We start from the raw sequence: 22,167 nt of genomic DNA on the forward strand, positions 1-22,167 counted from the left end.
TGATTGCAATGATACGGGAGATACTGGCCTTCCTGTTTCTGACGGCGTTCCTCTTTATCAACCTATCCCTGATGCTGATGAGGATCTTTGGGAGTCTTGCCGGGGTGACCTGGAGAAAAGTCCTCCGCCTTGACCTTCCGGAGAACGAGAAGAAGGGCTGGGAAAGGCTTTATACCCTAATCTGGCTTGCAGTCGGGCTGTGGGCGTTCTGGAAACTCTGGGGCTGGAGCTTAACAAGGGTCGTCGCGGCGGTCTTCGGCTTCCTGGCCTTCAGGAGCGGTGCCAACATAACCAGAACCCTCGTCTACAGCCTCCACGACAGGAAAATCATTGAAGAGTACACGGGGGATAGCAGGCTACTCAGGATAGTCGGAAGGGCCACAGAGCTATCCCTTCTTCTCGAGTCCCTTTTCGTGGTGTCCTTCGCCCTGCTGTACAAGACGCTGTCTGTAACGCTTAATCCCGGAGGGAGGAGCGCGAGTGCCTTTATTCTCTACCTCTGGCTCGCCGGTCTTCTCTTCGGCCTGCTCTTCGGGTGGTTCATTGCCAGGAACAACCGCGGAATCCTTATGAGAAACGCCATAGCCACGGTGGGCTTCTTCGCACTGCGGAAGGGCAAGAAAAAGGCCGATGAAACCGTTGATGCGGTCAAAAAGGCTCCCGAAAAGCTCCTCTCGGGAGTATCGAAAACCCGCAAATAACCTTTTTAAGCACCCTCCTTTCTCTTCAACCATGCTCAAGTGCTCACTCTGCGTTCACGATGAGAGAACCGCTAAGATCGACGTAATCGACGGGAAACCAATCTGCAGGGAGTGTCAGGTTTATCTGAGGCACCCGATAGACAGGAAGGCTATCAGGAGGGAACTCGAGGAGGTAATGCAGAAAGTTGACAGGGCCGTCGTTGCTTACTCGGGCGGAAAGGACAGCGTGGTTGCGCTCTACCTCGCAAAGGAGATCTACAAAGTTCCGGAGCTTGAGGCGGTTATGATAGACCATGGACTCATGGCAAAGGAGGCCATAGAGAACGCCCGCAGGATAGCGGAGCACTTGGGGGTTCCGTTCAAACTCCTCAGGTACGACTACTCGGACATCTTCCGCGAGGCCCTCCTAAAGGCCCAGAGCCCCTGCAGGGCCTGTTCAAAGCGAACGATGGAGAAGCTGAGGAAGTACGCACTGAGAAACGGCTACCGGTACATAATTACGGGCCACGAGCTTCCCTTCGGCCACCACCCATACCGGCTGATGTCCGGTGGGGTGACCCAGATAAGGCTCCTTTCGATGATGACGGAGGAGGAGCGCTTTGAAATCCTGAAAAAGCTCCCCTTCGAGTTCCCGGAGCTGCCGGGCTATACAACCAACTGCCTCGTCTTAGGCCCAGCTCTTGAACTCTACTGGGAGAAACACGGACACAGCTTCGAGCAGAGGAGGATAGCGGCTCTTGTGAGGTACGGACTGATGAGCAGGGAGAGAGCAGAGAGGGAACTTGAGAGACCGATGGTTCCGAAGGAGCAGAGAAAGCTCGTGTACCGCAGGTTAAAACTCGATACGTTTTTCAAAGATTGATGGATTAACTTCGTGGAATCGTGGCCCTTGTTTTTGTTCTCCGGGCAGTTAAATTACCCCGTAGGGTAAAAGCTTTAAATGGTACACCTATGTCACCCATCGGTGAGACTATGGTCAGAGCGGGTGCGGTAGCGGGAGCAATCCTGCGGAACCTCCTGGTACTGTTCCTGGCTCTCCTCGTTGTCGGAACCGTTATAGCAGGTGGAGAACTTCGGATTGAAAAGAACGACCCGGGAAAGGTCTACCGGTTCTACCCCAGAAGTGGGAGCGGTCTGCTGGACAGGGTAGGCGACTACTTTTCAGCCACCTGGAAGTTCCTTACGAACCCGCCCCGGTTGAGGGGAGGTAGTCCTGAAACCTTCGTTGCGAAGAGCCTCGCCCTCCTCGTGCTGACCGAGATATTTCTCCTGAGCCTAGGACTTTTTCTGGGTCTAAGGGCGGGTTATTACAGGGGGTGGGCCGATAAGATTGTCTCAGTACTGGCGCCCATATTCTCCGCCATGCCCTCCTGTTCATAGGCGTGGTGTTCCTGTTCCTCTTCTACTGGAAGCTCTCCCTGTTTCCCCTCGACTTCGAGGACACTATCAACTGGGCGGAGATGCACGGAACCCTGTCCACCGGCACCTACCTGAGGGCTCTGGCCCTCCCGGTGCTCACTCTGGTGTTTTCAAGCCTGTGGGAGTATGCCTTCAACGTCAGGAACATTGTTGTGAACGAGCGCAGCAGCGACCACGTGCTCTACGATGTCGCAAGGGGATTGCCCGAGGGAAAGATAATGCTCAAACTCCTTAAAACGGCACTCCCGGCTTTTCTAACCTTCACGACGTACAACTTCCTGGAGATACTGACAGGAATGATGCTCATCGAGGTCATATTCAACATCCACGACCTTGGCTATCTGATGGCGATTTCATTCGGTCTAACCCGCGTTGGAGACGGGTTCGGCTTTACCTACGCACCGGAGCTTCTGTTCTTCGCGACTGCAGTTATGATGCTGTTCTACTTCGTCAACGCGGTGGTCATGGAGGGCCTGTACCTGCATCTGGACCCGCGCTCCGGAGGGGAGGGAGAGTGAGAGCCAACAAGCTCAAACTTGGAGTGGCCATTATCGTGATATACAACATCGTGGCTTTCATCGCCCCCTGCCTCGTGGACGAGGAGAAGATAGAGAACTGGCACAACGGCCTCTACTGGAAGGACAATCCCAAACTCGTTCCGCCCTCATGGGTGAACATCTTCGGGAAGAGCCTGCCCCCAACTGAGGAACTGGCGCCGGTAAAGAACCGGCCCGGCCTTCAGGTCTTCGAGTACGACTTCAGGTACTCAAAGCCACCCCAGGACATAATCGTGAAGTTCAACGGGAGCGAAGGAAGGCCCGTGACGGTAACTGTGACCACCCCTTCAGGGGAGAGCTACAGGTTCTACCGGGGAACCGCCGGGGAGGTCGCCCTCGCATACCAGTGGAAGGTGCTGATGGAGGTGGCAGAAGGGAGGGGAGTGGAATTCAGGATGGAGGACACCGCGTTCAGAAGGGGCCTGCTGCCGCTGTTCTTCGTGAACCGGAGCGGTGAGGTGGTTCCCGAGCACGGGATTTACACGATAACTGTGGAGGGTGCGCTGAACTCAACCGTTAAGATAGTGGGCGACACCTACGGCGTCCTGGGAACGGACACCTACGGCAGGGACGTCGGGGCGGCGTTCCTCTGGGGAGCGAGGCAAACGGTGGTGCTGGTATACCTCACCGCGGTGGTGGCGGTGATCCTGGGAACCATCGCGGGCCTGGCGGCATCGCTGGGGGGAAGGGTCGGAACGGTCGTGGATTCAATCTCGAAGCTCTCCACGATAATCCCCCTTATACCATTCATGATAGCCTTCATACCCCTGACCGGGAGTGTGTCATACAGGGCAGGAATAAACATACCCGCGTGGGTCTTTGTACCGGCGCTGGCGTTTCTGCTCTTCGGAAAGATAGCCAGGAACATTGGGGCCATCGTCAGGACCGAACTCAACAGGGAATACGTTGCAGCGGCCGAGAGTCTCGGCGCCGACAGGAGGTGGATACTCCGGAGACACATACTGAAGATAGTGGGGCCCTACTTAATCTATCAGCTCTCACTCTTCGCGCCCAAGGTGATCGCACTGATATCGATACTGGGCTTCTTCAGGGTCGCGCCGGGGTTCAACTGGGGAACCATGCTGGGGATGGTGCTCAGCCAGAACGCGATATACAGCATGGCCTGGTGGATGATAGTGCCCATAGGCCTTGCCCTCGTGGTCTTCGCCCTGGCCTTCGTCCTGATAAACCGCGAGCTGGAGGAGAGGTTCCTATCAGGGGGGTAGTTCAGGGGGAAAGCCTCCCCCTCAATTCCTCCAGGGCAAGCTCAAGAACCTCCTCCGGTGATGCCCTGAAGCCCCCGCCCCTCGCGAGGACTTCGCTGCCGCCCCCACCGCCGCCGGTCTTCGAGAGAACCTCCCTCAGGAGATCGTTCATGGAAATACCCTCGACCCCTTTGTTCTTGGCGAAGATGACGTAGTTCTCGCCGGCGATTAGGGCTACCGTATTCGGGTTTTTGTCCACTAAATGAACCACGAAGGCCTGTGCATCTTTCAGAGGTGCCTTTTCCAGGTGTGCTATCACCCTTATTCCGCCGATTTCCATGGCATTGTCCAGCAAAGCCCTCGCCTTCCACTCCCAGAGCTCCCTCCTGAGGGAATCCTTCTCCGCCTCGAGCCTCTTCACATCGCCCCTGAGCTCTCCAACGCGCTCGAAGAGGGGCCTGTTCTTGTTGGGCATCCCGTCAAGGCTCCTCCAGTAGTCGTCGAGAAGTTCTTTGAGATACTTCAGCGCCCTGTTTCCAGCAACGAACTCCACCCGCCAGAGCTTCCGGCTCTTTCTATAAAAGCGGACGACCTTTATGAAACCGATTTCGCAGGTGCTTCTCACGTGGGTTCCGCCGCAGGGAGTTACGTCAACCCCCGGAATCGAGACGATGCGTATGGGCGGCTTCACCCTCTCGGAGAGCGCTTTCCTGAGGTTTTTCCTCAACTCCTCCGGGAGCTCTTCGTAGACCTCCACCTGAACCGGGAGGTTTCTCCGGATTACATCGTTTGCCCTCCTCTCGACCTCCAGAACCATGTCCCAGTCCAGCTCGCCGGGGTAGTCAATCTCTATCTTGTTGCAGCCCTCGAATATCCGGAAGCCGGTCGTGTTTGCGTCGTACAGCTCCTTGAAGACCGCGGAAAGGATGTGCTGACCCGTGTGGTTCTTCATGTTCTCGTAGCGCCACTCCGCGTCGAGAACCATCCTGACCGGTTCCCCTGGTTCCGGGAGGCGGCCCTCGAGCTTCCCCTCGTGCCACACATCGTCTTTACCGTAGACTTTCTCCACGAGGACTCTGAAGCCCTCGCCGGCTATTATCCCCCGGTCGGAGGGCTGACCGCCGCCTTCAGGGTAGAATATCGTTCTGTCGAGGAGGAGTTTAGCACTTTTGTTACCTTTTTCAACGGCCAGAACCGTGCCCCCCGCCTCCCAGAGGTAAGGATTCCTGTAAAACAGCTTCTCCGTCATGCCACCACCCGAGAGAAAAGAAGAAACCGGGAATAAAAGGGTTGCCTTCAGTGGCTCTCTCCCCGGGCCCTGGCTTCAATGAGGGCCTTCACCCTCTTGAGCCTGAAGAAGTTCTCGCGCTCCATCTCATCGAGGCGCTGCTTGATGAACTTGACTGTTGCTTCCATCCTCGGTATGATGATGTACTCAAGGGCATTAACGCGCCTCTTGGTGACCTCTATCTCCCTGGCGAGCCTCTTGAGTGTCTCCTCAACCTCCGCCAAACGGACGGCCAGGTCGAGAACCTCCTCGAACTTCTCAGCCGCGATGTCAACCTTAGCGGAGCTCGAGACGAAAGCGTAGCCCCTTTCCCTGACGCTCCTCCTGAAGGAACCGGCTTCGATGAGCGGAACAGGGACGCCCATGACGTTTCTCTTCCTGACCTCGATTTCCCGGTTGGGTCTCACCGAGAGGCTTATCTCCTTTAGGCGGAGGGTTCCAACGTCAATCTCCGCCTCACGAAGCGCCCTGAAGGCCTCCTCCATCTTCCGGTTGAGTTCCCCTCGCAGGTTGAGGGCCTCGTCGTAGATGGTGAAGAACTCCATTATCAAAGCGTCCTGCTTGTCCTTGAGGAGCTTGTGTCCTTTCTTGGCCAGCTGGATGCGCCTCTTGAGGTTGAGGAGTTCCATCCTCGTCGGTTTCACGTTGAGCAGCTCTGCCATCTCGACCACCGGTTAAAATTTTGAGGGGCTCATTTGCCCCTCTTTCTGTACTTGGGGTGGTACTTGAGGATGTACTCCTTCCTGATGCGCTTGAGTTCGCTCTCCGGGAGCTCAGCTAAAAGCTCCCAGCCGAGGTCGAGGGTTTCGAAGATGCTCCTGTCCTCATCGTAGCCCTGGGCGACGAATTCACGCTCAAAGCGATCCGCGAAGCGGAGATACCTCCTGTCGATCTCGCTCAAAGCTTCCTCACCGACGACCGCGACGAGATCCCTCAGCGACCTGCCCTCAGCGTAGGCGGCATACAGCTGCTGGGCGAGCTGCGGGTGGTCCTCTCTCGTTCTTCCCTTACCTATACCGTCCTTCATCAGACGGCTGAGCGAAGGCAGAACGTCAATGGGTGGATAGATGCCCTTCCTGTGGAGTTCCCTGCTGAGGACTATCTGACCCTCGGTGATGTAGCCCGTCAGATCGGGAATCGGATGAGTTATATCGTCGTCGGGCATCGTCAGGATGGGCATCTGGGTTATGCTTCCCTTCTTGCCCCTTACACGACCCGCTCTTTCGTAGATGGTCGCTAAATCAGTGTACATATAACCCGGATAACCGCGCCTTCCGGGAACCTCTTCTCTCGCTGCTGAAATCTCACGCAGAGCTTCCGCGTAGTTGGTCATGTCGGTGAGTATAACCAGAACCTGCATGTCGTGGTCGAAAGCCAAGTATTCAGCAACCGTAAGGGCCATACGGGGAGTAATGATCCTCTCGATTGCCGGGTCGTCAGCCAAGTTAAGGAACAGGACGGCCCTCTCTATTGCGCCCGTTTCTTCAAAGCTCTTCTTGAAGAAGTTGGCCTCTTCGTAGGTGATACCCATAGCCGCGAAAACCACCGCGAACTGCTCCTCCTCGCCGAGAACCTTCGCCTGCCTCGCTATCTGGGCCGCGAGCATGTTGTGGGGCAAACCTGAACCGCTGAATATGGGCAGCTTCTGGCCACGAACAAGGGTGTTCATACCGTCTATTGCCGAAATACCTGTCTGGATGAAGTCCCTGGGGTAGGCACGGGCGACGGGATTAAGTGGCGCACCGTGAACGTCCCTCCTGTCCTCGGGGATGATCTCCGGTCCGCCGTCAATGGGCTTGCCGATGCCGTTGAAGATCCTCCCGAGCATGTCCATTGAAACGGGGACCTTAAGTGTCTCACCTGTGAAGCGAACGCGGGTGTTCTTGACGTCTAAATCGCGGGTACCCTCGAAGACCTGGACTATCGCGAGATCCAGCCTGGCCTCGAGAACCTGACCCTTCCTCTTCTCACCGGTGGGTGTCTCGATCTCAACGACCTCACCGTAGGCAACTCCTTTAACGCCCTCGACGATCATGAGCGGCCCGTAAATCTTGCTAACGGTTGAGTACTCCATTCCCGGCATGGCAATCACGCTCCGTACTTCTTAAAGAGCTCCTCAAACTGGGCGTTGGTCTCATCAATGAGCGCCCTGATCTTCTCCACGTCGGGCTCGAACTTCATGCGTCCTATCTTCTCCCTCACCGGGAGCTTTGCTATCTCGTCAACGGGGATGCCCTTCTGAACCGCTTCCATCGTCTTCTCGTAGAAGTTGAGGATCACGCGAAGCATCGTAACCTGTTTCTTCGGCGGGCAGTAGGTGTCCACCTCGTCGAAGGCATCCTGCTGGAGGTAGTCCTCACGGAGCATCCTGGTGACGAGGAGTATGGCCTTCTCCTTGTCGGGCAGTGCATCCGGACCGACGATTCTAACGATTTCCTGCAGTTCAGCCTCCTTCTGGAGAAGGGCCATCGCCGTGTCGCGCATCTTCCTCCACTCTGGGTCAACGTTCTGGTGCCACCAGTCCTGGATTGCGTCAACGTAGAGCGAGTAGCTCCTCAGCCAGTTGATTGCCGGGAAGTGCCTCCTCCTGGCTAAGTCGGCATCGAGGGCCCAGAAGACCTTGACGACTCTCAGAGTGTTTTGAACGACCGGCTCGCTGAAGTCTCCACCGGGCGGTGAAACCGCTCCAATGACCGAAACGCTACCAACCCTCGGCTCGTTTCCAAGAGTTACGACGCGACCGGCCCTCTCATAGAACTCAGCTATCTTTGAAGCCAGATAGGCCGGATAACCCTCCTCACCGGGCATTTCCTCAAGCCTTCCTGAAATTTCACGGAGCGCTTCCGCCCACCTGCTCGTTGAGTCGGCCATCAAAGCGACGTCGTAGCCCTGGTCCCTGAAGTACTCGGCGATGGTGATTCCGGTGTAGATTGAAGCCTCACGCGCAGCGACCGGCATGTTGGAGGTGTTGGCTATGAGAACCGTTCTCTCCATAAGCGGTTTCCCTGTCTTCGGGTCCTTCAGTTTGGGGAACTCCTCGAGAACCTCCGTCATCTCGTTTCCGCGCTCGCCGCAACCGATGTAAACAACCACCCGGGCGTCGCTCCACTTCGCCAGCTGGTGCTGGGTGACGGTTTTTCCTGAACCGAAGGGGCCCGGGATCGCGGCGGTTCCACCCTTGGCGATCGGGAAGAAGGTGTCAATGGTTCTCTGCCCGGTAATGAGCGGAAGCTCGGGCGGGAGCTTGTTCTTGTAGGGCCTCTTGACGCGGACTGGCCACTTGTGGTACATCTTGAGCTCCTCGATGGTTCCGTCGGGCTTCTTAACTTTCGCTATGACTTCCTCAACGGTGTAGTCGCCTTCCTCCGCTATCTCAACTATCTCGCCCTCGACCCACGGGGGGACGAGAATTTTATGCTCGATGATGCTGGTTTCTGGAACCACACCGAGGACGTCTCCGCCGGTGACCCTGTCGCCGACCTTGACGGTTGGTGTGAAGTGCCACTTCTTGTCCCTGGGCAGGGGGGGAGCCATCAAACCCCTCGCTATGAAATAACCACTGAGCTCTTTAAGAACCTCAAGCGGTCTTTGAATTCCGTCGTACATTGCCGTTAGGAGACCCGGACCGAGCTCAACGCTGAGCGAGGCACCGGTTCCCTCCACGGGCTCGCCGGGTCTTATGCCCGTGGTCTCCTCGTAGACCTGGATGACCGCTCTGTCGCCTTCAAGGCGGATGATTTCCCCTATGAGTCCAAGCTCTCCAACGCGAACGACCTCGTACATCTTGCTTCCTTTCATCCCGTCGGCAACGACGAGCGGACCCGTAACGCGGATTATCCTTCCCATTTTCTTCACCTCTTCAACTCGACACCTATGGCCCTTCTAACGATCTCCTTAATCGTCTCCTCACCAAATCTTGAACCGGACTTGTCCGGAACCTGAAGGATGATTGGAAGCGTAACATCGGGGAGCTCAACCTTCCGGGCAAAGCTTTCCGTTATCAGGATTATGCCAACGTCTCCCCTCTCGACGAGCTCCCCCAGTTTGTTCTTCAGTCTCTCCATCTCCAGTGGAGTATCATCGAAAGCGTAAACCTCATGGGCACCGGCCAGCTTGAAGCCGAGGGCGGTGTCCCTGTCGCCGAGAACGGCTATCTTCATGCGACATCACCCGCGAGCTCCTTTATCCTCTCCGGTGGGAGGCCGTCGCTGATAAGCTTTGCTATGGCCCTGAGCTTTTTCACTTCTCTGCCTTTCTGGAGTACGTAGCCCAGCGGCGTGGCCACGCTGAGGGGATAGAATCTGTTGAGCTCGTTCATCCTCTCGATGATGTAACCCTCAAGGGCCCTCTCGAGTACCCCGAGGTCTCTCTCGACCTCCTCCCTAACGTCCCTGATGACGGGGCCGTACCTGGTGGAGTCAAGCTCTGCCAGGGCCATGCCCAGGTCCTCTACGTGAAGGAGCGGGTCGAGTTTGACGCTTCCGCCCGGGATGAGCATTGGCCTTATCTCCTCGGCCGAAAGCTTCGCCACCTTACCCCTGAGCACCGTCAGTATGTTCATCCTGTCTATCCTGAGCCGGACGAACTCCTCCAGGATCGTTCGTTCTTCTTCTTTCTTCGAGAGCGCATAGTTAAGCAGCTTGCCGTAGTACATCCTGTAGAGCTCGGTTTCAAAGGTCCTGACGTCTATCTCGCCGAGGAGGAGCCTCTGGTAGGGTTCCTCGTAGGGAGTGCCCTCGAGGATGACGAGTATCTCCTCCATGCTCTTTGATTCCGCCATGGCCTTGACCTTTGGGAGCATCGGGCCGATCTCGACTATGTAGTCGGTTGCCGGCTCCCCGGCGAGCTTGGCCTTGACGACGCTCGTGATGTTTCTGACGTCCCACTCCTCCAGGAGGAGCCTGAAGAAGGGACTGACCCTCCGGGGGAGTATCCTGGCCATGAGTTCATAGGTCCCCGCGAGTGCCTTCTCAAGGGCCTTCTCCACCGACTCGACGTCCGGTTCCTGAACCTCCGCCAGGTAGTCCCTGTAGTCGGTGTCCTCCAGGTTAACGATGAAGTTCTGAAGGTTCCTGCTCTCTGCGAGCTCGTTGAACCTCTGCTCCGTCAGGAGCTTCGATTCCATTGCCTTTATCCTGGCGTTGGGATAGGAGTAGGGAGTGTACTTGTAGATGATCTTGGAGGTCTTGTAACCAACCCAGGTGAATATGAGCGCCAGGGTCGTGTTGAGTATTCCGCTAACGGCTCCGGTTTCCATTCCCCTCACCCGAAGAGAGCCCTAGCTATCTCGGCCCTGAGCTCGCTCTCAAACCGCTCCATCCTGGCCTCGAAGGTGTTGTCCACCCTGACTGTCCCGTCCGGGGTCTCGACTATAACACCGCCTATGGTCTTCACGGGCTTGCCCAGGCTGATCCGAACTTCCTTCCCGAGCTTCTCTGCAAGCGCCTTTCCGAACTCCTCCATCCTGGCGAGTATCAGCCCCAGAGTTCTCTCGTTGGAGCGGATGACCACCTCATCGCTTCCGATCTCCTCGACGGCCTTTGCCGTGAGGTCGATTAGAATCGGAAAGTACTCATCGTCCGGCAGTTCCGCAAGCCTCTCGCGAAGCGCTTCGAGAACCTCCCTAATCAGCTCCTCCTGAACCTGGAGGCGCTTCTTCCTGACCTCAAGGCGGGCGTTGGCTATTATCCTCTGCTTCTCTATCTCGGCCTGCGTTCTGGCCTTCCTGAGTATCCACTCGGCCCGCGATTCTGCCCTCTTCCTGGCCTCCTCCTTTATCCTCTCGGCCTCCTTCTGAGCCTCGCTGAGTATGTACTGTATCTTCTGCTCCGCCTCCCTGTTTATCTCCTGGATGATCAGCTCTGCCCCTTCCATCCTCCTTCCCCCTTGGAATTAAAGAAAGCCGGCGGAGTCAGAAGCCGACTCCGGTGACGATCATGATCAGCGCGCCAACGAGACCGAAGATGGCCATGGTCTCGGCCATCGCCGCGAAGATGATGCCCTGGGTGAAGGTCTTCGGGTTCTTGGCAACGGCACCGATGCCGGCGCTGGCTATGATGCCCTGCGGTATGGCCGAAAGGCCGGTGAGGCCGACGGTGAGGCCTGCTCCAAGGAGTATGGCGCTCTTGACTATGTTGTCCGGGTTGTCCGCGGTGAACTTGAAGCCGCCGCCGAGGATTCCAGAGACCATCAGGATGAGGAACAGGGTAATGAGGCCGTAGATACTCTGGGTCATTGGCAGACCCTCGAGTATCAGGGCGTTCTTGAAGTTCTTCTCGTCCTCGGCAACGACTCCTGCAGCCGCTGCACCTGCAATACCAACGCCAAAGGCCGAAGCCGCTCCGGCGAGACCGGCCGCGAGGGCCGCTCCAAGGGATACGTAAACTATTGGGTCCATCTTTCACACACCTCCTTAAGCTTCAAACTCCAGCTCAGAGACTTCTCTTTTTGCCCTGAAGGGCTCGAAGGGTTTACCATCACCCGAGTAAAACGTTCCGAAAAACTCCACGTACTGGAGACGGAGCGAGTGGACGAACGCCCCGAGGGCGTTGATGGCGACCGAAAAGAGCTGGCCGCCGACAAAGAGGATCAAACCGATGACTATGCCTATTGGAACGGGGCCTATCGAAACGCCCCATATCATCTGGACGAGGATGTTGATGACCATCGCTATTCCTGCCGTCGCCAAAGCCAGCGCCATTAAACGGGCGTAACTGAGCCAGCTGCCCACGAAGCCGAAGAAGTCCGAGATTATGAGAAGTGCCGCCAGTCCGCCGTTGCTGACCACCTCACCTATCGCGAAGAGCACCAGGCCGACTCCGAAGAGGGCCTTGGCTATCATCGAACCGCTTGGGCTGTTGCTTCCAAGGACGAAGGCGACTATTCCGAGTATAATGAGCATCCAGGAGAGCTGGTCGAGAACGGCACCCCTCACGTCGCCGTTCTTGAGCTTTACTATGAAGCCTATGGTATAGCCCGTGAAGAGGTGCGCCAGACCTATCGCGAGCGCCAGCTGAAGGACGACGAGGGCGTCCTTGAAGGTGTCCCAGACGCGCGGAACGTGGAATCCTGCTAAATCAAGTGCGTTGCCGAAGTAGCTGCCGAATATCGCGCCCATGATCATGGTGAATATAGAGCTGACGAGCAGCGTGTAGGAGAACTTGTAGGTGCCGTCGTTGAACTTCTTGTGACCCTTGACGAGAAGGGCGGAGATTATCGCCAGTATGAGGCCGTACATGAAGTCGGTGAGCATGAAGCCGAAGAAGAACGAGTATGTGAAGGTTATTATCGGTGTCGGGTCTATTTCATCGTACCTCGGAACGCCGTACATCTCGGTGAGCATCTCGAAGGGCTTTGCCCACCAGGGGTTCTTGAGTTTTATCGGGATCTCCTCCAGTTCTTCATCGGTTGGCTCGCGCACGTTGATGTAGGCTTTACCACGGGTGATCCGCTTTATGCCCTCCAGGATCTCCGGTACTCTCACCCTCGGAAGCCAGCCGGTTAGGGCAAAGGTCATGTTGGTCCTCGCGAGCATCGGCAGAACCGTCGCCTTATCGCGCTCGTTCTCCACGAGTTCGTGGTAGAACACAACGTCGTCGTAGTGTCTTTCGGCGAGTTTCTCGGCATCTTTTTTGGCCTTCTCGAGTTCCTTTTCTTTCTCCTTCAGCTTCGACCGGTAGGCCTTTATCAGTTCTTCAGGGGTGCCCTTCCCCTCAGGAACCTCGATCCTCTCGAAGGAGTACTTGGCCAGTATCGGGTTGACTCTATCCTGATCCCTCTTGAGGAAGACGAAGACCGCTAAAACCCGATCCTTAAGGTCCCTGGAAACGACAACGACTCTTCCACCGGTTGCCTTCCGTATTTCCTCAACGAGGGGCTTGAATTTATTCCGATCAACGGTTCCGACGACTATCTCGAGCATATCCGTGGGGCGGAGGTAGGAAACGTCAATGTTGAGTCCAGAGAGGAGCTCAAGAACGGCTATTTCGCCCTTTATTCTCTCCATCTCCGTTTGGATGGAGGTTATCTTCCCCTCGACCGCCTTCACCTGGGGCTCCACCCTCGACAGGAACTCCTCCACATCTTTTATAAGCTTCTCAATGCCCTCGTACCTGTACTTCCGCTTTTTCCTCTCAGGGGGGAAGAAGAACTCCTTTATGCCCCCTCCCTTTCGCCTGAGGTGAGCCGCCAGGAACTCGACCAGCCGGGAGATGGTTATGCTGTAGGACGCTGCCTTCCGATGGTATTCGTTAGGAGAGTCCCTCTGGGCCACCTTTACGTCAAGCTCCCTTATCTCTACCGCTCCTTTCTCGTGGAGGTACGTCAGGAGCGCGTCCTTGTACCTGTTGAGCGTTATTACCTCGATCTTGACCATCTCTTCGGGACGGAACATGCTAACTCCCTCGCACTATCGCTATCGCCGCGGAGATCGCTTTTTCAAAGTTGTTGGTCGCCCGGATCTTGAGCTCCTCAATCTCCCTCTCGCCCTCTTCGAGTATCTTCTTCGCCTCCTCCTCACCCTCGAGGCGGGCCTTCTCTACGAGCTCCCGGGCCTGCCTTTCGGCGCTCTCGATGATCTCCTTCTCGATGAGCTTGGCCTCTTCCCTGGCCCTCTCGATTATTTTTCTCGCCTCCTCCTTGGCCCTCTCGATGCGGGCCTCTGCCTCCCGTTCCGCGTCAACAATCTGCTTGATGACGTCCTCCATGACTAGCCCCCCGATGCTCTAAAACAGGTCCTCCCTGCACGTCGCCTTTGGCTTCCCTAATGGATTTAAATAGTTTTTGGCCACCGAAGGGGATAAAAAAGGGATGAACCGTCCGGCCGTTAACCCGAGTCTTCCTCCTCCGACTTCCGTTTTTCAAGAAGGGCTTTGAGGCCCTCCAGGGCGCTGTTCTTGGCAAAGACTATCACCTGGCCCCTCTCGGGGAGTTTCGTATCACCCGAGGGTATGATGAGGTTGCCCTTCTCGTCGTAGACGGCTATTATGAGCGCGTCTTTGGGCAGATCGAGTTCCTTCACCAGCTTCCCAGCTATCTCACTGTTCTCGTCTATATCGAACTTGACTATCTCGGCACCTTCCTTCGGGAACAGCACCCTGTTGAAGCCCGGCGTCGTTATGTTCCTGCTTATGTATTCCGCCGCTATCTCCTCGGGGGAGATAACGAAGTCGAAGTACCGCTTGAGGTCGGTTACCTCCTCGAATATCTTTCTGTTCTTGGGGTTGCCTATCCTGAGGGATGTCCTTATCTTCGGGTTCAGGTGCTTCGCCAGGATGCACGCGAGCAAATTCGCGTCGTCCTTACCGGTTAGGGCCGCGAAAGCATCGGCCTGCTTTATGTTGGCCTCCTCGAGGGTCTTCGGATCGGTGGCATCGCCCTCGATGACGAGCCCGTTTATCTGCATCGAGAGTTCCTTTGCCCGCTCCTTGTTGAGCTCGATTATGGTAACGTCGTGGCCGTCCTCCTCGAGCATCTTGGCCACGAGGAAGCCGACCCTTCCGGCGCCCATTATCACGACGAACATCAGTCCTCACCGAGGAGGTATTTGGCTATCTCGGCGTAAGCAGGTCTGGTGACGAGTATTCCTATGAGCACACCGAGTATCGTCGTGAAGGCGAATCCTTTGAGCGTTCCGACGAAGTAAACCAGCAGGAAGCTCATGGCCGCTATGGTTGTTGCCGCCGAGGCGAATATGACGAAGAACGCCCTTCCCATTCTCTTGAGAACGCTGGCACGTCTAGTGATCCTCGTGCTTCTCTCCCCGCTGAGCAGCTCGTCGGTTATGACCACCTGCTGATCAACGCCCGTACCTATGGCCGCGATGATACCTGCTATACTCGGAAGGTCGAGATTCCACCGGATCAGGGCCGCGAAGCCGAGGATGATTATGACCTCAAAGAGGCTTGTTGAAGCCACGGGGATGGCTATCTTCCAGTTCCTGTAGTGCAGGTATATGATGAGCAGCACCGTTATCAGAGCCCCGATGCCGGCGTACAGGGCCTGGGTCTTGAAGTTCTTCCCCAGTCTGGGCGAGATGAACTCCATTCCCACGACGGTGAGCTTCACCGGGAGGGAACCGCTCTTGAGAACGGTGTAGATCTTCCTGGCCTCCTGTTCTGCCGTCAGCCTGTCCGGTGCTCTTCCAGTGATCTGGACGTCCTGCTGGGGTTCACCAACGGTGAGACCCTCTCCGACGGCGTAGGGGCCGTAGAGACCCAGGGTCCGGGTTATTATCTGGCGATCGGTTTCGCCCGGCTTCCTCAGGACGTAGCGAACGGTAACGTTGAGATCCTCAAGTCCCGCCTGGAGCTCCTGGGGAACGTCAACGAGAACGACCTTCTCCTTACCCTCCGCGAGCCGCTTTATCTCCTCAGCGCTCTGGTTGGCGTAGGCCACAACGCTTATGTTAAGGGCCCTGTTAATCCTTTCCAGCAGGGTCGGAGCCTCCGGTGCCTCGGCGTTGAACTCGGTGCTGTTCATGAGCCTGTAAACACTGTCCGGAACTACCATCAGGGAGTTAGCGGGCGGATCCAGGAACATATCAACGGGCCAGCCCTTCTTCCCGTAGGCGAGCCTGGCGAACCTCTCGGCAGCCTTCTTGGAGATCCTGAAGGGAACCACCCAGGTGTTGTCGGGCTTTATCTGGTAGATGCCCACATACTCAATGTCCTGCCCGGTGCCGAATATCACGCCGGCAAACTCCATGTAGAAGACACCCTGGCTCTCAATTACCGCCTTTATCTGGTTGGCCTGTTCCTCCGTGCTCACGTTCGCAACCTTGACGAGGACTATTCTATCCCCCTGGGCCTCGATCGTTATTTCCCTGACTCCGAGGGTGTTGAGCCTCCTCTGAAGGGAATCCACGACGAGCTCCATCGTCTTGCTGTCAACGGGATGCTCGGTCTGGGCAACGAGCGCGACACCACCGGAGATGTCTATTCCAAAGGTGAGGGGCCTGACGGCCAGGGTAACTATCGAACCGACGAGGAATATGATGAGCAGCAGAACCCTCCAGCTCAAGAGAAGTCTCTTCGTCTTCCTCCTCATGAACTACCACCCCTTGAAGGCCTTGAGAGGTACCACTTCAGCACGCCGGCGTTGAGAATCCAGGTGTTCATGAAGTCCGCGAGGAGACCGAAGATGAGGACTATCGCTATGTTGTCTATCGTTTGACTGGTGGAGATTAGCCACAGGACGAGGAGCGCGCCAAGGGTGGTGGTGCTCATTGTGAATCCCGTTGAAACCGCCGAGAGATATGCCTCTTCGATCGTGTCCTCCTTCCTCCGGAGGAGCTTGGTCGTGAGGAGTATGTTGCTGTCAACGGTGTAACCGATGAGCATCAGCAGTGCCGCTATCGTGGCGGTGGTGAGCTCTATGCCAAAGATTCCCATCAGGGCTATCGCTATCGTCATGTCTGAGAGGGCCGAGAAGATTATTGTCATCGAGGGGACTGGATCCCTGAAGAACAGGAACACCACCACGGCCATCGCTATGAACGCTAGGACTATGGCCTTTATTCCCTGCCTCTGGGCCATCTCACCGAAGGTCGGCTGAACCTCGCTGTGTGTGTACTGGGCGTTGGGGTACTTCTCCTTCATCACCTTGATTATATCCGTCGGATCGGTTCCAACGGGAGCGTATACCCTGACTCCTCTGGTGTCGACGCCGGTGAAACTCTCAACTCTCACCTCAACACCGAGTCGCTGGCTGAGTTCCCTGGCCAGCTGGTCAGGATTGGCGTCAACACCGTAGGCGGTAACCACGACACCGCCCCTGAGGTCTATCCCCAGGGGTGGGAAGTTGACCGCCACCAGAATGAGGGCCAGGATGAACACGGCCAGCGGGTAGGTTATCATCTTCCTGTAATCCATCTCCGCGAGAAACCCAAGGAGTTTCCGCTTTCTCGACCCCATCCCTCCAGATGGGGACTTTTCCCCGGTCCTGGATTTTGGCATAACTTCACCCCACGCTAGTTTTTACAAATCGTGGTTAGTTGAGGGTATGGGTTTTAAAATTAGTGGTTCATCCCTTAAAGCCGGCCCGGAGAAAACCGGCCAGAAACGGGATTGAGGTCATTTGGCGAGCACCTCGCGGGAAATTCAAAGAACAACCAATAAGTTTCTGTTCAATCAATTCCAGCCCAGTTTGGAGAAGCTAAAAGTCAAATCGGCCGGTTTACGTCTCTCCGCTTCGGGGCTTAACTTTAAAAAGGGTTTGAAATAGGGAGAGGAGGAGGTGAGGGCCATGAGCGAGATCGAGACCATCGGGTTCCACTACGTTGTTGAGGCATCGGGTTGCGATCCCCAGATCCTCGGTGACGCTGACAGGGTGAGGAATATACTCCTAGACGCCGCGAAGGTTGGCAACATGGAGATAAAGGCCAGCTACTTCTTCAGGTTCTCTCCTAAGGGTGTCAGCGGGGTCGTTATCGTCGCCGAGAGTCACATATCGGTTCACACCTGGCCTGAAAAGGGTTACGCGGCTCTGGACGTCTACACCTGCGGAACGAAGGCCGACCCTGAGAAGGCCGTTGACTACATCCTCGAGCAGTTCAGGGCAAAGTACGCCCACGTCAGCGAGATAAAGCGCGGAATTGAGGAGGACGACGAGACATTTACCCACATGATAATGACATGGGAAGAGAGCCTGAGAAAGAATGGAAACGGATAGAGCTCAGATGAGCTCCTCTATCTTCTTTATCCGCTCGAGGGCATCCCTCAGTATTGCTCTGACGTTCTCGAGTTTCGCCTTCAGCTGGTGGTTCTCCTCCTCAAGCTCCCTAATCTTCTCCTCGAGCTCCTTCACCCTGGCCTCGAGCTCTTCCTTCTCCCTCTTGAGCTTCTCGTACTCCTCAAGGGCTATCAGCTGACCTCCCCTGGCGAGAACCTCCACGTTCTTGACAAGCTCATCGAGTTTGCCCTCCTTTATCAGTTCGTAGGTCTCCCTAACGAGCTGTCCAGCTTTAGTCTCGCCCTTGAGGTGCTTCCTGATGGTCGCCTCTGTTCTGCCGAGCTCCTCGGCTATTTCCCTGATGCTCATTCCGGCCTTCTCCCTGGCCAGCGCTCCAGCCGCTACCGCCAGGCTGTCAACCCAAGTCAGCCTCTCCCTCGGGTCTCTGATCAGCTCTATGACCTCGGGTCTGAACAGGGTCGCGAAGAGGAGTATGCTCTCAAGCCGGTGTATCTCCTCCCTTCCAACCGGGTTCAGCGGAACCTCCATCGTACCACCTCCTTCACTCAACATCGACTATCCTCCCCCTCCGGAGGACCTTGTCGGGATAAACCACTATTCCCCTGTCGGTTATCTCAAAGGGGTGCCTCCTCATGGAGTGGCTGGTTCCGCGCATCTTCCAGACTATGAGGCTTCTCTTAAGCTCACCGTCGATCTCGTCGAGGTCGAGACGGATTATTCCATCAACGCCGTGTTCAACGCCCGGTCCGCCAAAACCCCTCTCTCCGACGCTTATCTGACTGACGAAGATGCTCGTGACACCCAGTCCGGCCAGAATTCTCTTGAGCTGCAGCACTATGCTCCTCGCCATGACGGGCTTGTTGATATAGAGTGTCGTAACGGAGTCTATGACAACGCGCTTTGCGTTCAGATCCTTTATGGCCGTCCTGAGGACGTCTATGAACTCCCTAATGTCCGTTATGTCCCTGACGATGTACTTCTCGTACTCTTTGCTCTTGCCGATTCCCCCCGTGAAGGCGTCAACCATCGCAAACAGACCCTCTTCCTCGTATTTCCTCACGTCCCAGCCAAACTGGGCCATGTTCTGCCTGATCTGAACCGGGTGCTCCTCGAGGGCCACGTATATTCCCGGCTCGCCCATCCCGAGACCGTTCCATAGGAACTGCTGGGAGAATATGGTCTTCCCGGTTCCCGGCCCGCCGCTGAGGAGAACCACGTTCCGCTCAGGAATTCCTCCGTGGAGTACCTCGTCCATTCCTGGGATCCCTGTCTTAACCCTGGGCACCATGGAATCACCCCCTTTAGTAACCTGTGGTTATCATTAAGCTCTACGCAAAAGGACTTAAAAAGATTACGTCAGGTAAGAAAAGCTACCGCTCCCTCCTCAGGAACTCGCCAATGTCGGTGACGTTCAGGATGAATTTTTTCTTACTGTTCGGATTTATCCTGCCCACGCCGAGGATTATGCCGTTCTCGTCAAGAACAACGAGCCTCTTCGTTCCCTGCCAGTTGTATCTCCTAACCCCGCTCCTCGGCACATCTTTCCCTGTCGTGAAGAGGAAGCCGGCCTTCGGGGTCAACACGACATAGTTTCTCCTGACGTCAACGAAGTGAAAGAACTCGACGTTGGGGTAGAACCTCTCCACGAGGTTGTCCACCTTTATCGTGCCGACGAAGGTGCCATAGGAGTAGGGCTTCGTGCGAAGATTTTCTATCCCGGCCCAGACCCTCTCGTTGACGGCGTAGACGTCTCTAAAGCGTCCCTCTACTACGGCGAAGGTGTGATGCTTAAGATCACCGTACTTCTCGGCCTCGCGGAGTATCAGATCGTACTCCCATGATGAGGCGCGCCTGTACCTGAGGGACTCAGCCATCGTTCTCACCGCCCGGTTCCTCGAGCAGACTCACAAAACCATCGAGGTCGGTCTGCTCAAATTCCCTCTCAAATTCGAGACCTAGTTCGGCTATTTCTTCGGGAGTTATAACCGTTTCCGGCTCCTCGGCGTTTATTCCGGGACAGCTCTCGTCGTAGTAGAGCCACAGCCTTTGGCCTTTATACTCTAAGGGTCTCTCTCCCTCAACGCCAAGCGGTTTTCTCGAGACCATGAATGGATAGATCCTGCATATCAGGGGTCTCACGGGATGGATCCTGCACCTTCCCGTCTCCGGATCGTGGAAGACGCAGCCCAAGTCCCACTCCCGTATAGCTAGAACGAAGCGTATCCGGTTGCCCTCGATCGAGAGGGTAACGAAGTCCTCAGGATCGTGACCGGCCCGGGCTATTCGCTCCACGTCCTTCAGCGTCAGGTAGACGTGCCTCCCCTTGCAGCAGTCGAGGCAGTGGAGGCATTTGAAGGAGACGGGTTCGGTAAATGGTTTTGCCTTGAAGCGCATGTGAGCCACTCAACGGCCCGGTTAAAAATCCATCGGCATGATCATCTCTGGACAGCGAAATGTTTTTATGTTCAGGGCTGACACATATCTGGATAACGATAAGGGGGTATGCGCATGGAGAACGGGGAGGAACCATTAACCGCCGAGGAGTACGGACGGTACAGGGAAGAGATGGCGAGGAGAAAACTGGAGGGGATCATGGCGCACTGGCAGTGGTACCTCCTGCTTGGAGTCGTGCTTCTGATCCTGGGAATGGTCGGTCTCGGCATACTGCCCTTCGTGACGCTGGCCAGTATCTCGGTCTTCGGGGTCTTCCTCATGATAGGCGGTTTCGTGACGATTGGGATCTCCATATTCGCCGGCAACCAGAGCGGAGTTCAGCGTATGATGGGCATCCTTCTGGCAATCCTGTACATCATAGCCGGTTTCACGATGCTCGAGGAACCGCTCCTGTCGGCGCGGGTACTGACTTTCATCCTCGGCGGGGCCTACTTCGTCTTCGGAATAGTCAAGGTCCTGGCGGGTTCAAGGGTTCAGAACGGCGGACTGGTAGTTTTCTCCGGTGCCGTGGACTTTCTCATTGGCGTCATGATACTGGCCAACTGGCCCGAATGGAGTCCCTGGATTATCGGCATCTTCGTATCCATCGAGCTGATAGTTGCCGGACTGAGCTTCATAGCGCTCTCCCTCGGGGCCCGCTCGATGAAGAACAACCCCGAGTTAAGGGTTTGATTTCTTTTCTTTTTTGGGATAGGCCACTATAAGGGCACCCCAGTCCGATTTTGGCCCGTAGGTGACCGTAAAGTTGACGAGCTCGTAATTGCGCGGCCTCTCCTGGGGCTTATAGAGGATGAGATGATAGCCACCCTCGGGGTACCAGTAGAAGGAGCTGGTTACAACGAATAGATACCGCGAGATTGAGGTTCTCCTCGTGCACCTTTCACCGACGAAATAGTCGCTTCCGTTCCAGTAGACAACGTCCATGCACCAGCCGCCTGTCCTCAGCTCCAGCTGGACCGAGTTGCCGTAGTTCTCGCTCCCCATGAGTATCAGAACCTTCCCCAGATCAACGGCGTTCTCCCAGGTGCGGTCGCCGAGGGTTATGTTATTGAGGAGGATGATCTGTCCCTTGGGTGCGGCCACCCCAAAGGGGACCTGCCTGTGGGTGATGATCGGACTGAGAATGAGATAGAGGGTAACTCCCGAGACCAGAAGGACGATTGCTATGACCTTCAGAGCGTAGGAGGATTCGTAGGAGAGCTTCACTCCCCTAACCCAGGGCCACCTTGAACGAACCCTCACCCCTATCACCACCGTAGGTGACCGTAAAGTTGACGGTCTCGTAGTTCTCAACCGGCCCGTTTTTGTGGAAAACTATGGCGTATCCGGACTCAAGGTACCAGTAGAGGATCTCGGTAGCCTCATGGGTCGGGACCCTCCTGAAGGCGTACTCGCTTATCTCAATTCTGCGGGAGCAGTTGTACCGGAGCCGCCAGCCCCGGGATCCTTCCCAGGCCCAGAAGTCAAGGCACCAGCCGGGGGTGATTACCTCCATCGTGAGCGTGTCCCCAGCATCGTCGTTACCCTTCAGAACTAGGAGGTTGTTGCGAGAATCCATAACGACGGCGTTGGTGTAGCTGATGTTTCCAATGGTCAGGTTTCTCGCGATGACTATCCTCCCTTTGGGGGCAGCAACGTCGAAGGGGTTGACCTCGTGGGAGATCAGGGGATAATAGACGGCCATGAATAGGGCGATTCCAAAGACCACCGCGATCAGACCAACCTTAATGCGAAAGGACGTCTCGTAGGAGGGTCTCGGGCGTTTCAACGATCCCACCATTTCCCCTTCGCTTCAACTCTTAAAAGTTTTACTCGGGAAAAAAACTTTTCGAGAAAAGTTTTTAAAGGATTTT

General features: G+C 56.0%; 26 protein-coding genes. 7 read left to right on the forward strand and 19 right to left on the reverse strand.

Going from position 1 to position 22,167, the window contains the following annotated elements; translation table 11 throughout:
- Nucleotides 1-8: 8 nt before the first annotated feature.
- The 5 genes from MV985_RS04935 (at nt 9) to MV985_RS04955 (ending at nt 3,903) form a co-directional block, all read left to right on the forward strand.
- On the forward strand, nt 9-701 hold the full coding sequence (locus MV985_RS04935) for a hypothetical protein (protein WP_297463845.1): 693 nt from the start codon (nt 9-11) through the stop codon (nt 699-701).
- A 31-nt stretch (nt 702-732) separates the two neighbouring features.
- A complete protein-coding gene (locus tag MV985_RS04940; RefSeq protein WP_297463780.1) occupies nt 733-1,563 on the forward strand; it encodes a 7-cyano-7-deazaguanine synthase in 831 nt (276 codons plus the stop codon).
- Nucleotides 1,564-1,673: 110 nt separating this feature from the next.
- A complete protein-coding gene (locus MV985_RS04945; protein ID WP_297463782.1) occupies nt 1,674-2,081 on the forward strand; it encodes a hypothetical protein in 408 nt (135 codons plus the stop codon).
- A 5-nt stretch (nt 2,082-2,086) separates the two neighbouring features.
- Nucleotides 2,087-2,638, forward strand: coding sequence for an ABC transporter permease subunit (locus MV985_RS04950; RefSeq protein ID WP_297463783.1), 552 nt, complete (start codon nt 2,087-2,089; stop codon nt 2,636-2,638).
- Nucleotides 2,635-3,903: an ABC transporter permease gene (locus MV985_RS04955; RefSeq protein ID WP_297463786.1), complete on the forward strand. Its 1,269-nt coding sequence runs from the start codon at nt 2,635-2,637 to the stop codon at nt 3,901-3,903. The genes MV985_RS04950 and MV985_RS04955 overlap by 4 nt, the downstream gene beginning before the upstream one ends.
- 1 nt (nt 3,904) lies before the next feature.
- On the opposite strand, the gene MV985_RS04960 is transcribed toward MV985_RS04955, so the two are convergent.
- The 13 genes from MV985_RS04960 to MV985_RS05020 form a co-directional block, all read right to left on the reverse strand.
- Nucleotides 3,905-5,131, reverse strand: coding sequence for a DHHA1 domain-containing protein (locus MV985_RS04960; protein ID WP_297463788.1), 1,227 nt, complete (start codon nt 5,129-5,131; stop codon nt 3,905-3,907).
- A gap of 47 nt (nt 5,132-5,178) precedes the next feature.
- Nucleotides 5,179-5,832 (reverse strand): V-type ATP synthase subunit D, encoded by a 654-nt coding sequence (locus MV985_RS04965; RefSeq protein WP_297463790.1) that lies wholly within the window; start codon nt 5,830-5,832, stop codon nt 5,179-5,181.
- A 29-nt stretch (nt 5,833-5,861) separates the two neighbouring features.
- Nucleotides 5,862-7,253 carry an ATP synthase subunit B gene (locus tag MV985_RS04970; protein WP_297463792.1) on the reverse strand — a complete coding sequence of 464 codons (1,392 nt, stop codon included), beginning with the start codon at nt 7,251-7,253 and terminating at the stop codon, nt 5,862-5,864.
- A 5-nt stretch (nt 7,254-7,258) separates the two neighbouring features.
- Nucleotides 7,259-9,016, reverse strand: a complete 1,758-nt coding sequence (locus tag MV985_RS04975; protein WP_366085213.1) for an ATP synthase subunit A — start codon at nt 9,014-9,016, stop codon at nt 7,259-7,261.
- A 5-nt stretch (nt 9,017-9,021) separates the two neighbouring features.
- Complete coding sequence (locus tag MV985_RS04980; RefSeq protein ID WP_297463796.1) at nt 9,022-9,330, reverse strand: V-type ATP synthase subunit F; 309 nt, start codon at nt 9,328-9,330, stop codon at nt 9,022-9,024.
- Nucleotides 9,327-10,427 carry a V-type ATP synthase subunit C gene (locus MV985_RS04985; protein ID WP_297463797.1) on the reverse strand — a complete coding sequence of 367 codons (1,101 nt, stop codon included), beginning with the start codon at nt 10,425-10,427 and terminating at the stop codon, nt 9,327-9,329. Before MV985_RS04985 ends, MV985_RS04980 begins: the two co-directional genes overlap by 4 nt.
- Nucleotides 10,428-10,432: 5 nt before the next feature.
- Nucleotides 10,433-11,044 carry a V-type ATP synthase subunit E gene (locus MV985_RS04990; RefSeq protein ID WP_297463798.1) on the reverse strand — a complete coding sequence of 204 codons (612 nt, stop codon included), beginning with the start codon at nt 11,042-11,044 and terminating at the stop codon, nt 10,433-10,435.
- A gap of 37 nt (nt 11,045-11,081) precedes the next feature.
- Nucleotides 11,082-11,567 carry a V-type ATP synthase subunit K gene (locus MV985_RS04995; protein WP_297463801.1) on the reverse strand — a complete coding sequence of 162 codons (486 nt, stop codon included), beginning with the start codon at nt 11,565-11,567 and terminating at the stop codon, nt 11,082-11,084.
- 15 nt (nt 11,568-11,582) lie between these two features.
- Nucleotides 11,583-13,562 carry a V-type ATP synthase subunit I gene (locus MV985_RS05000; protein ID WP_297463803.1) on the reverse strand — a complete coding sequence of 660 codons (1,980 nt, stop codon included), beginning with the start codon at nt 13,560-13,562 and terminating at the stop codon, nt 11,583-11,585.
- Between the two features lies 1 nt (nt 13,563).
- A complete protein-coding gene (locus tag MV985_RS05005) occupies nt 13,564-13,875 on the reverse strand; it encodes a V-type ATP synthase subunit H (protein WP_297463805.1) in 312 nt (103 codons plus the stop codon).
- A 119-nt stretch (nt 13,876-13,994) separates the two neighbouring features.
- Nucleotides 13,995-14,693 (reverse strand): TrkA family potassium uptake protein, encoded by a 699-nt coding sequence (locus MV985_RS05010; protein ID WP_297463807.1) that lies wholly within the window; start codon nt 14,691-14,693, stop codon nt 13,995-13,997.
- Entirely contained in the window at nt 14,693-16,216 is a 1,524-nt protein-coding gene (locus MV985_RS05015) for a preprotein translocase subunit SecD (protein WP_297463809.1), read from the reverse strand. The genes MV985_RS05010 and MV985_RS05015 overlap by 1 nt, the downstream gene beginning before the upstream one ends.
- A complete protein-coding gene (locus tag MV985_RS05020) occupies nt 16,213-17,124 on the reverse strand; it encodes a protein translocase subunit SecF (RefSeq protein ID WP_297463811.1) in 912 nt (303 codons plus the stop codon). Before MV985_RS05020 ends, MV985_RS05015 begins: the two co-directional genes overlap by 4 nt.
- Before the next feature lie 298 nt (nt 17,125-17,422).
- Between MV985_RS05020 and speD the strand changes: the two genes are divergently transcribed.
- Nucleotides 17,423-17,839, forward strand: a complete 417-nt coding sequence (gene speD / locus MV985_RS05025; protein WP_297463847.1) for an adenosylmethionine decarboxylase — start codon at nt 17,423-17,425, stop codon at nt 17,837-17,839.
- 3 nt (nt 17,840-17,842) lie between these two features.
- On the opposite strand, the gene MV985_RS05030 is transcribed toward speD, so the two are convergent.
- The 4 genes from MV985_RS05030 to MV985_RS05045 all read right to left on the reverse strand — a co-directional run bounded on the left by MV985_RS05030 (nt 17,843) and on the right by MV985_RS05045 (nt 20,254).
- The gene (locus MV985_RS05030; RefSeq protein ID WP_297463813.1) at nt 17,843-18,388 is read right to left on the reverse strand and encodes a hypothetical protein; all 546 of its coding nucleotides are present in this window, start codon (nt 18,386-18,388) and stop codon (nt 17,843-17,845) included.
- Nucleotides 18,389-18,401: 13 nt separating this feature from the next.
- The gene (locus MV985_RS05035) at nt 18,402-19,148 is read right to left on the reverse strand and encodes a KaiC domain-containing protein (RefSeq protein WP_297463815.1); all 747 of its coding nucleotides are present in this window, start codon (nt 19,146-19,148) and stop codon (nt 18,402-18,404) included.
- 82 nt (nt 19,149-19,230) lie between these two features.
- Complete coding sequence (locus MV985_RS05040; RefSeq protein ID WP_297463817.1) at nt 19,231-19,734, reverse strand: hypothetical protein; 504 nt, start codon at nt 19,732-19,734, stop codon at nt 19,231-19,233.
- Nucleotides 19,727-20,254, reverse strand: a complete 528-nt coding sequence (locus MV985_RS05045; RefSeq protein ID WP_297463819.1) for a YkgJ family cysteine cluster protein — start codon at nt 20,252-20,254, stop codon at nt 19,727-19,729. The genes MV985_RS05040 and MV985_RS05045 overlap by 8 nt, the downstream gene beginning before the upstream one ends.
- A 108-nt stretch (nt 20,255-20,362) precedes the next feature.
- Here MV985_RS05045 and MV985_RS05050 point away from each other — a divergent pair, with 108 nt between their 5' ends.
- Nucleotides 20,363-20,986: a DUF308 domain-containing protein gene (locus MV985_RS05050; protein ID WP_297463821.1), complete on the forward strand. Its 624-nt coding sequence runs from the start codon at nt 20,363-20,365 to the stop codon at nt 20,984-20,986.
- Here the strand turns inward: MV985_RS05050 and MV985_RS05055 are convergent.
- Both MV985_RS05055 and MV985_RS05060 read right to left on the reverse strand, forming a co-directional pair.
- Complete coding sequence (locus MV985_RS05055; protein ID WP_297463823.1) at nt 20,975-21,565, reverse strand: hypothetical protein; 591 nt, start codon at nt 21,563-21,565, stop codon at nt 20,975-20,977. The genes MV985_RS05050 and MV985_RS05055 overlap by 12 nt on opposite strands.
- Complete coding sequence (locus tag MV985_RS05060) at nt 21,525-22,094, reverse strand: hypothetical protein (protein ID WP_297463826.1); 570 nt, start codon at nt 22,092-22,094, stop codon at nt 21,525-21,527. The genes MV985_RS05055 and MV985_RS05060 overlap by 41 nt, the downstream gene beginning before the upstream one ends.
- Nucleotides 22,095-22,167 lie beyond the last annotated feature (73 nt).

Source organism: Thermococcus sp., from assembly GCF_027012695.1.
In the GTDB taxonomy this organism is placed as follows: Archaea; Methanobacteriota_B; Thermococci; order Thermococcales; family Thermococcaceae; genus Thermococcus.